The 8,934-nt window shown below is 60.7% G+C and carries 9 protein-coding genes and 1 riboswitch (1 of these 10 cut by a window edge); of the genes, 4 read left to right on the top strand and 5 right to left on the bottom strand.

Annotated elements, in window-relative coordinates:
• From murI to ACTG2W_RS13460, 3 genes are all read right to left on the bottom strand, one after another.
• On the bottom strand, positions 1–690 hold the 5' portion of the coding sequence (gene murI / locus ACTG2W_RS13470) for a glutamate racemase (protein WP_440016270.1). It extends 114 nt beyond the left edge of the window; only the first 690 of its 804 coding nucleotides appear in the window; the start codon lies at positions 688–690; its stop codon lies beyond the left edge, outside the window.
• A gap of 110 nt (positions 691–800) precedes the next feature.
• A complete protein-coding gene (locus ACTG2W_RS13465) occupies positions 801–2,606 on the bottom strand; it encodes a TonB-dependent receptor domain-containing protein (protein ID WP_440016269.1) in 1,806 nt (601 codons plus the stop codon).
• 52 nt (positions 2,607–2,658) lie between these two features.
• A riboswitch (cobalamin riboswitch) is annotated at positions 2,659–2,836 on the bottom strand.
• 35 nt (positions 2,837–2,871) lie between these two features.
• Positions 2,872–3,774 carry a LysR family transcriptional regulator gene (locus ACTG2W_RS13460; RefSeq protein ID WP_440016268.1) on the bottom strand — a complete coding sequence of 301 codons (903 nt, stop codon included), beginning with the start codon at positions 3,772–3,774 and terminating at the stop codon, positions 2,872–2,874.
• 109 nt (positions 3,775–3,883) lie between these two features.
• Between ACTG2W_RS13460 and ACTG2W_RS13455 the strand changes: the two genes are divergently transcribed.
• The 4 genes from ACTG2W_RS13455 to ACTG2W_RS13440 all read left to right on the top strand — a co-directional run bounded on the left by ACTG2W_RS13455 (position 3,884) and on the right by ACTG2W_RS13440 (position 6,811).
• Entirely contained in the window at positions 3,884–4,810 is a 927-nt protein-coding gene (locus tag ACTG2W_RS13455) for a sodium-dependent bicarbonate transport family permease (protein ID WP_005342109.1), read from the top strand.
• A gap of 4 nt (positions 4,811–4,814) precedes the next feature.
• A complete protein-coding gene (locus ACTG2W_RS13450) occupies positions 4,815–5,117 on the top strand; it encodes a P-II family nitrogen regulator (RefSeq protein ID WP_033138869.1) in 303 nt (100 codons plus the stop codon).
• A gap of 63 nt (positions 5,118–5,180) precedes the next feature.
• Positions 5,181–5,690, top strand: a complete 510-nt coding sequence (purE, locus tag ACTG2W_RS13445) for a 5-(carboxyamino)imidazole ribonucleotide mutase (protein WP_106844420.1) — start codon at positions 5,181–5,183, stop codon at positions 5,688–5,690.
• Positions 5,687–6,811 (top strand): 5-(carboxyamino)imidazole ribonucleotide synthase, encoded by a 1,125-nt coding sequence (locus ACTG2W_RS13440; protein ID WP_106844421.1) that lies wholly within the window; start codon positions 5,687–5,689, stop codon positions 6,809–6,811. Before purE ends, ACTG2W_RS13440 begins: the two co-directional genes overlap by 4 nt.
• A gap of 73 nt (positions 6,812–6,884) precedes the next feature.
• Here ACTG2W_RS13440 and ACTG2W_RS13435 read toward each other — a convergent pair whose 3' ends face one another.
• Both ACTG2W_RS13435 and ACTG2W_RS13430 read right to left on the bottom strand, forming a co-directional pair.
• Entirely contained in the window at positions 6,885–8,075 is a 1,191-nt protein-coding gene (locus ACTG2W_RS13435) for an L-lactate MFS transporter (protein ID WP_181281694.1), read from the bottom strand.
• 109 nt (positions 8,076–8,184) lie between these two features.
• Positions 8,185–8,928 (bottom strand): LytR/AlgR family response regulator transcription factor, encoded by a 744-nt coding sequence (locus ACTG2W_RS13430; RefSeq protein ID WP_047439826.1) that lies wholly within the window; start codon positions 8,926–8,928, stop codon positions 8,185–8,187.
• Between the last annotated feature and the right edge of the window lie 6 nt (positions 8,929–8,934).

Here is an 8,934-nt window from a genome sequence, read left to right as displayed (position 1 = left end):
ATGTACAGGCTGCACGATGGCATGCCCGCCATTGTTCAGCAACCAGGCCACCCGTTTGGCAACGGCACTGCCCGAGTCAATAAGCTGACATTGCGGCATCAGTTGCCCAATCTCTTCATTGAGTAGCGGGAAGTGAGTGCAACCAAGCACCAGCGTATCCGGCTTCTCTTCCCCTTCCAGCCAATCGGCCAATACCTCGCGCAGTAGCGCCATATTGACCGGCAGGCCCGCCAGCTTGTGTTCGGCTTCTATAACCAGCTCGGTGGTGCCCTTGAGCAGCACCCGCTTGCCGGGAGCAAACTGGGTGATCAGTTCGTGGGTATAGTCGCGGCTAACGGTGCCTGGAGTGGCCAGCAGACCGATACAACCGTTGCGAGTCTGTGCAGCGGCGGGCTTGATGGCTGGCACCACCCCCACCACGGGAATATCCAGTGCCTCACGCAAGGCCGGCAGCGCTATGGTGCTGGCCGTGTTGCAGGCAATCACCACCAGATCGATATGATGACGGGCTACCATGGTGGTCACCAAGCGGGTGCAGGCAGCAATCAGGGCGGGCTCGCTCAATTCACCATAGGGGAAGTTGGCGTTGTCGAAGCAGTAGAAATAGTTGTGTGCCGGCAGAACGCGGCGGATTTCGCGGTAGATGGTCAGGCCACCCATACCGGAATCAAACACGAGAATATTGGCCACTTGAGCTCCCCTTTGGTGCAAGGCGGCGATCATACTCCCGCCTGCCGCCAATAGAAAAGGCCCTGCCAATGGCAGGGCCTCGGTTTTTCAAGGATGAACCGAATAAAGCATCAGAAGCGGTAGTCGGCAGTTACTTTGAACTCTGTCCCCGGTGATGCATAGCCTTTAGCGACTTCGTAATTGCGATCAAACAAATTATCGATACGACCGCCCAATGTCAGCTGATTGGTAGCTGCATAGGTAGCACCCAAGTTCACAAGGGTATACGGGCTCAATTCAACATTGCCTACATCGAGTCTTTCACCAACATATAGCACCTCTGTACTCCAGGTCATTTGACCTGTCGTGAAACTGGTCAGCCAAGCACCTTTGTGTTTCGCTCGACGCAAGAGTTGCTGATCATTCTCATTTTTGTCCTTGGCACGTGTGTAGTCATAGTTGAAATCATGATGCACAAGCCAGGTATCCAAACCAAGGGCCAACTCGATGCCTTCAATGTCGGCATCAGTATTACCCTTGGTGCAGGTGATATAACCTTTTTGGCACTGAATCAGGTTTTGGATTTGGTTACGATAGAAGTTTGCTGACCAGTCCCAACCGGTATAACGACCGGAGAAATCCAGCTCCAAATTCTTGCTTTCTTCTGGTTTCAATGCCGGATTCTCATAACCCGGGTAGTAAAGATCCATAAAGGTGGGCGCTTTGAAGCCAGTACCGTAGCTCAGCCGGACATTATGGTTCTCATCGATATCCAACCCGCTGGCGGCAGACCATGTGTTGTGACGACCATATTGCTGGTTGTCATCGGTACGACCTGACAGCTCCCACAGCAGCACCTGCCAACGGTAGCTTCCCACAGCAAACAGACCGGTATTGTCGCGATTAGGTGCGCTGAAGGTTTTGCCATAGCTGCGAGAATCTGACTTCATCTCCTCGCGCTGCCAATCTGCGCCACCAGTTAGATTAATCCCTTCGATGCCGCTCCAACTGTTAATCCAGGAGAAGCGGGTTAAACCTGTATGAATAGGCTCACCGCTAGCCTCTCCTTTAGCCTCCTGCCAAGTCTTCAGCTTGTTCTCACCGTAACTGGCTTCAAGTCGACTGATCAGATCCTGACCCTGGAACTTGACACCACCATCATATTGGAAAGCCTGTACCCGACTCTGATCCGTGCTGCCATCGGTGTCGGTGAGATTGTCATAGCCCTGAGCATTGAAGTCCGCACTCCAGGCATCATTAAACGCGTGGTTCAAACCCATTTGGCCATTACGGCTGGCAAAACCATCACGATCCGGCTGTTTGGTATTGGCTACGACATCAAAACCGTCAGTACGCTCGTAGCCAATCAGCATGTTCATATCGGTTTTTTGGCCAAATGACTGAACTGTTCTTAGCTCGCCCTGACCATAGCCATTGCTGCCAGCACCACCTTTCAGATGTGTCTCGCTGCCATTCTTGGCGGATGTTTTGGTGATGAGGTTGATAACACCGCCAATGGCATCGGAACCATACACTGCCGCTCGTGGGCCACGGATATACTCGATGCGCTCGATATTGCCGAGCGGGATTTGGCTGAGATCGGGCGTGCCCGCCACCATGGCGGCAATCGGGCGACCATTCATCAAGACCAGAGAGTGGTTGGAGTTGGTTCCACGGACAAACAGGCTGCTGATGTGCCCCCGGCCTCCCAGAGTCGCCATCTGCACGCCGGGCAGGGTTTTCAGCAAATCAGGCAAACTCTGCACCTGACGAGATTCGATCTCGGCACGATCGATCACCACAACGGGCGCCAGCACCGAGCTGACCGGTTGTTCCACGCGGTTGGCCGTAATTACCAGAGTTGGATTGATGGGGATGGTAGTTTGGGCAAACGCCGCCGTCGGCAACAGGGCAGCCGCCAGAAATTTCTTCGACATGAGAGATCCTTAAGTTCGCGTAAGTATCTACTTCGTGGCCGGTTTCTCTCGGCCCGAAATACGAACTCTGGCAGGTCTTCGGGCTCGGGGGCTGATAGCCTACGGCGACGGCTTCCCGCCTGACGGCAGTGCCCTGATGTCGCTTCGTTCCCCCTTACCGCTGCGCGCCAGCTCCGGATTTTCACCGGATTCCCTATTAAGCATGATGCGCCAAAGCGGGAGGATTATAGGCAGAGCCAAGCTGGATGTATAGCCATCCAGATTTCTATTTCTTGCCAGCCAACGCCGCCAGCCGCTGTTGGGCCCCCTCCATCACCGCCTGTACCCCGGGATGGGAGAGATGGCGCCCTGCCGAGACCAGATAATAAGAGAGGGTAACGTCGGTGAGGGTCGCAATCCGCTCCACTCCGTAGAGGCGACCAATCTCGTCAGCCATCGCCAGCGGCGCCGGGAAGATCCCCATCCCCGCCTTGCCGAACGACTTCATCAGAGTGGAGTCATCAAACTGCCCCACCAGATGGGGATGAATGCCCTGCTGGCGATACCACCCCAGCAGCCGATCGTGGGTGGCAGACTTCTCTCCGGGGATCAGCAGCGGCAACCCCTCCAGCGAGGCGGGAAAGCCGTCCCGCGCCCGCGTCGCCAGCTCGGGGCTGGCAAACAGCGCCAGCGGGCTACGCCCCAGCTCGTGGTTGTAGCCGCGCACACCACTGTCGGGAGGAAGCGGGCGATCGATCAGCACCATGTCGAGCTTGTGACGGGCCAGCTCGCTGAACAGCTGCTCGGCCCGCTCCTCGTGGCACACCAGTCGCAGCGGGGTCGCCAGCGCCATGGCGGGAGCCAGCAGCTCGAACGCCAAGGTACGGGGAACCGAATCGGCGATCCCCACCTGCATGGTCAGCTCCTGACTGGCGTGGCGCAGGGTGTGCTCCAGCTCGGCGCCGAGCGAGAAAATGGCCCCCGCCTGCTCCTGCGCCTGCCGTCCCGCAGCAGTCAGCACCAGACGTCGCCCCACCCGGTTGAACAGTGCCACCCCGAGGGACTGCTCCAGCTCGGCGACCTGACCGCTGATGGTCTGCGGCGTGAGATGCAGCTGTTCGGCGGCCTGTGTCACGCTGCCGCTGCGTGCCACATGCCAGAAGTAGTAGAGCTGTTTGTAGTTGAGCATGCCGTCCCCTATCAGTTTTTACCGAGCAACCATCAGCGAGAATCTGATTTTATCGAAACATTGCGGGCTCTAGCATGCAACCATTATCTGAACTGCCCTGCGAACCATCATGCTGGACGTTGTTGTACTCTTCTTTCTGTTTGGTCTGCTGGCCGGTCTGGTGCGCTCCGAGCTCAAACTGCCGCCTGCCCTCTACGACACCCTCTCTCTCTTTCTGCTGCTGGCCATCGGCCTCAAGGGCGGCGTCGGTCTGGCCCAGCAATCCCTGCAGCCTCTGCTGCCACAACTGGCGCTGGTGATCCTGCTCGGCGTGGTGCAGACCCTGCTCGGCTTTGCCGTGCTGCGCCTCAAGATGAACCGGGTCGATGCCGCCGCCACCGCCGCCCACTACGGCTCGGTCAGCGTCGCTACCTTCGCGGTCGGAGTGAACTGGCTCACCGAACGGGGCATCAGCTTTGAATCCCAGCTTTCGATCTTCCTCGCGGTGATGGAGATCCCCGCCATTCTGGTGGGCATAGTGCTGGCCCGCGGCATCAGCCGCGAGACCCGCTGGCGCATGCTGGCCCACGAGACCTTCCTCGGCAAAGGGGTGACCCTGCTGCTGGGCGGCATGGCCATCGGCTATCTGGCCGGGCCGGACGGAATTGCCCCGCTCAAACCGCTGTTTGTCGACCTGTTCAAGGGGGCGCTGGCGCTGTTCCTGCTGGAGATGGGCCTGATCGTCGCCCGCCAGTGTCAGGATCTGCGCCGCCACGGCCTGTTCCTGCTCGGCTTCGCCCTGTTGATGCCGCTCGCCTCGGCGGGACTGGGATTGGCTGCTGGCCAGCTGATGGGGCTCTCCCTCGGTGGCCTGACCCTGCTGGCTACCCTGGCGGCCAGCGCCTCCTATATTGCCGTGCCGGCCACCATGCGCATCGCCGTGCCTCAGGCCAACCCGGGGCTCTCTCTCAGCGCTGTGCTGGGGGTCACCTTCCCGTTCAACATCATGCTGGGGATCCCGCTCTACCACAGCTGGGCCCGCCACTTCACGGAGTAGCCACATGCAGACCGAGACCCGCACCCTGCTGACCATCATCACGGAAGCCAATCTGGAGCCTACCCTGCTGCGCACCCTCACCCGCGAGGGGCTGCGCGGCTACACCATCACAGATGCCCGCGGCCGGGGGGATCATGGCGAGCGCAACGCCAGCTGGAGCGAGAGCGGCAACATCCGGCTGGAGGCGATCTGCAGCCGGGAGCAGGCGGAGCGGCTGCTGGCTCACCTGCAGAGTCGTTACTACCCCGATTACGCCATGATCGCCTTTCTGCAACCGGTCGAAATCGTGCGACCCGAGAAATTCTGAGCCGGCTTGCCGGCTCTTTTTGTTTACCAAAAGCAAACGTTTAACAGTAAGGATTCAGAGAAAATGAACACCCCTCCCCTGATCGGCCTGGTAATGGGCTCCGACTCCGACTGGCCCGTGCTGCAGGCTGCCGCCCGCATCCTCAAGGAGCACGGCGTGCCCTACGAGGCACAAGTAGTCTCGGCCCATCGCACCCCGGATCTGCTGTTCGAGTATGCCGCCACTGCCCGCGAGCGCGGCCTGCGCGCCATCATCGCCGGAGCCGGTGGCGCCGCTCACCTGCCGGGTATGGTCGCCGCCAAGACCACATTGCCGGTGCTGGGGGTGCCTATCCCCTCGCGCCATCTCAAGGGGATGGACTCCCTGTTCTCCATCGTGCAGATGCCCAAGGGGGTGCCGGTCGCCACCTTCGCCATCGGCGAGGCGGGGGCTGCCAACGCCGCCCTGTTCGCGGTCTCCCTGCTCTCCGTTGCACAAGACGACGACGCCCCCCGCTACCGGCAGCAGCTCGACGACTTCCGCACCCACGAGCGAGATCGGGTGCTGGCACTGCAACTGGAGGAGCCGACATGATCCTGCCCCCCGCGACCCTCGGCATGCTCGGCGGCGGTCAGCTTGGCCGCTACTTTGTGATGGCCGCCCACCGCCTCGGCTACAAGGTAGTGGTGCTGGACCCCGATCCGGCCAGCATCGCCGGGGCCGCCGCCGATCACCATATTGTCGCCCCCTATGACGACACTAGTGCACTGGTCGAACTGGCCAGCCGCTGCGAGGCCATCAGCTGCGAGTTCGAGAACGTGCCCGCCGCCACCCTCGCCCTGCTCGAAAAACAAAAGCCGGTACGCCCGGGCGCCAGCGCGGTGCGCATCTGTCAGGATCGCCGCGAGGAGAAAGTCTTTCTGCACGGAGCCAACATCCCGATCGCCCCCTATCTGGCGCTACAGGCGGAGGACCCCATCCCCGCACAGGCCAGCGAACTCTTCCCTGCCATCCTCAAGACGGCCCGCGAAGGGTACGACGGCAAGGGACAGTGGCAGGTGAGCGACCTGGATGAGCTGGCGACGGCGCTGGCAGCCAGTGGCGTGCCCTGCGTGCTGGAACAACGGCTGGCGCTGGAGGGGGAGTTTGCCCTTACCCTGGCCCGCAGCCCGAGCGGCGCCATCAGCGCCCTGCCACTGGTGCAGAACTGGCACAGCGGCGGCATCCTCGATCAGACCCGCTCCCCGGCCAATGTGCCGGCGCTGGAGAGCGGGGCCAAAGGGATCGCCGAACACATTATCGCCGCCCTCGATTACGTCGGGGTGCTGACGGTAGAGTTCTTTCTGGTGGAAGGCCGATTACTGGTCAACGAGCTGGCACCCCGCCCCCACAACTCGGGTCACCCCAGCCTCGACAACGCCGCATGCAGCCAGTTCGAGCTGCAGGTGCGGGCCCTGTGCGATCTGCCGCTGCCGGAGCAGATCGCCGTGCGCCCCGCCCTGTTAATCAACCTGCTGGGGGATCTCTGGCAGAACGGCACGCCAGACTGGGCCGCCCTGCTGGCGCTGCCCGGCCTGCATCTGCACCTCTACGGCAAGAGCGAACCCCGCCCCGGCCGCAAGATGGGCCATATCACGGTGACCGGTGACGACTGGTCAACGGTGGAGGAGACCTGCCGTCAGGCCCGCCAGCTGCTGGGGCTAGCGCCACGCTGATCGAGCATCGGAAATGCAAAGACCCGGGCATGGCCCGGGTCTCTGTTTTTGCTTGCTGTGGCAGGGAGGCTTATCAGGCCCGCTCCACCGCTACCGGTGCCGGCAGGCGGATGGTGAGGGAGAGCACCAGCGCCACCACCAGCAACACCAGGATCAGGTGGAAGGTCGCCATAAAGCCGCCAAACAGAGAGGCCACGATGGAGCCGATGATGCTGCCCAGACCAAAGCCCAGATAGATGACGCCGTAGTTCTTGGTCAGGTTGTTGAGACCGAAGAAGTCGCTCACCAGCGAGGGGTAGACGGTGATGGTGCCACCGAAGCTGAACGCCACACAGGCGACCGCCACAAAGAACAGGTTGGCGTTGAGCGGCACGAAGAGCAGCAGTGCCATGCCCGCCAGGGTAATCAACTGGGCGATGGTGATGACCCGGATGCGGGACATCTTGTCGGAGAGGATACCCAGCACCAGCCGGCCACCCAGGTTTGCCATGGCGATGATGGCGACGGCATTGGCAGCCACCACTGCTGGCAGACCCACCATCTTCTCGCCGATGTCCTTGGCCACGCCGATGACGTAGAGGCCGCTCATGCAGGCGGTGAGGAACATCAGCGCCAGCATCCAGTACTGCGGCTTGCGCATCGCCTCGGCCAGGGTGAAGTCACGGCTCTCGCTCTGCTGCACGGAGGCGGCCTGCTTGGGCGCATCCTTCATCAGCATGCCGCCCACCAGCACCATGGACATGGCGATCAGCCCCCACAGCTGGAAGGTGGTCTCAAGGCCGGAGCTGGAGAGCAGCAGCAGGTTGATGTATTTGAAACCGAGACTGCCGAGGCCATAGGCACCGATGGAGCAGGCGGAGATCAGCCCCTTGCGCTCCGGGAACCACTTCACGCAGTTGGAGAGGGTCATCAGGTAGCCGGTGCCGTCGGCAAAACCGACCAGAATGCCCGCGCAGAGGTAGAGCATCGCCAGATTGCTGGCGTGGGCGGTGAGGAAGAAACCGATGCCGAGCAGCACGCCAGCCCCCAACGTAACGTTGCGCACCCCGAACCGATCCTGCAGCTTGCCCGCCATGGAGGAGGCAACCGCCAGCGACAGGCTGAGCAGGCCGAAGGCGAAGGCCACCTGACTCACCGGCTCGTCCAGCTTGTCGGAGAGCTGGGCGTTGAACAGGCTCCAGGTATAGACAGAACCCAGTGCAAACTGGGTGATGATGGTACCGATCAGTGTCAGGTACCGGGTGCGATTCATCTCTTTGGTCATGATGCGTCTCGGTCGATGGCCTTAAGGAAATTGAGGCCACTATAGGCAAGACGCAGTTCGCGCCGATCGATTAAGGCATGAAATGCAGATCGGCGGGAATGAATGACAATCAGAGCCGCATCAGCTGACGGAACGCCTTGATGTTGCTGCGACTGACCGGCACCTCGAACGGCAGATCATGGAGTCGGATGAGATAAGTGCTGTTAAACCAGGGGACTATTTCGCGGATCTTGTTGATGTTGACGCAGTAGGAGCGGTGGCAGCGAAAGAACCCCTCGGCAGGCAGCCGGCTGACAAACTCGCTGATGGTCATGGTCATCACGTAGCGGTCATCACGGGTGTAGACATAGGTAAGCTTCTCGTCGGCTTCCGCGTAGTAGATCTGCTCGCAGGGGGTGACGATGATGCGCTCCCCCTTCACCAGATTGACGGTGCGATTGTGGGGGCTGTTCCCCTCGCCGCTCGCCTCCCCCGTGGTGGCTGGCTGCGACTTGCCCGCATGCTCGAGCTTTTGCAGCAGATTGATGATGCGCGGCTCGTTGTAGGGTTTGAGGATGTAGTCGAACGCCTCCAGCTCGAACGCCTCCACCGCAAACTCCTTGTAGGCGGTGACGAAGACGATGTGGGGCGGATGGCTCGACTTGTGCAGGTTCTTGGCCAGCAGCAGGCCGTCGATGGAGGGGATCTGGATATCCAGAAACACCACGTCCACCTCGTGATCCTGCAGGTATTTGAACGCCTCCAGCCCGTCCTCGAAACTCGCAACTATCTCGATCTGGCTGTGCTGATTCACCAGATAGATCAGCTCCTCGCGGGCCAGATACTCATCTTCGACAATAATGGCTTTCAGCATGACAAC

The organism is Aeromonas sp. 96A, from assembly GCF_051919165.1.
GTDB classification, from domain to species: domain Bacteria; phylum Pseudomonadota; class Gammaproteobacteria; order Enterobacterales; family Aeromonadaceae; genus Aeromonas; species Aeromonas veronii.
This window is presented reverse-complemented; position numbering and strand designations above follow the sequence as displayed.

Excerpts from the sequence above, each read along its gene's own strand:
- ACTG2W_RS13465 (WP_440016269.1), bottom strand. The coding sequence starts at position 2,606 with ATGTCGAAGAAATTTCTGGCGGCTGCCCTGTTGCCGACGGCGGCGTTT.
- ACTG2W_RS13460 (WP_440016268.1), bottom strand. The coding sequence starts at position 3,774 with ATGCTCAACTACAAACAGCTCTACTACTTCTGGCATGTGGCACGCAGC.
- ACTG2W_RS13455 (WP_005342109.1), top strand. The coding sequence starts at position 3,884 with ATGCTGGACGTTGTTGTACTCTTCTTTCTGTTTGGTCTGCTGGCCGGT.
- ACTG2W_RS13450 (WP_033138869.1), top strand. The coding sequence starts at position 4,815 with ATGCAGACCGAGACCCGCACCCTGCTGACCATCATCACGGAAGCCAAT.
- purE (WP_106844420.1), top strand. The coding sequence starts at position 5,181 with ATGAACACCCCTCCCCTGATCGGCCTGGTAATGGGCTCCGACTCCGAC.
- ACTG2W_RS13440 (WP_106844421.1), top strand. The coding sequence starts at position 5,687 with ATGATCCTGCCCCCCGCGACCCTCGGCATGCTCGGCGGCGGTCAGCTT.
- ACTG2W_RS13435 (WP_181281694.1), bottom strand. The coding sequence starts at position 8,075 with ATGACCAAAGAGATGAATCGCACCCGGTACCTGACACTGATCGGTACC.
- ACTG2W_RS13430 (WP_047439826.1), bottom strand. The coding sequence starts at position 8,928 with ATGCTGAAAGCCATTATTGTCGAAGATGAGTATCTGGCCCGCGAGGAG.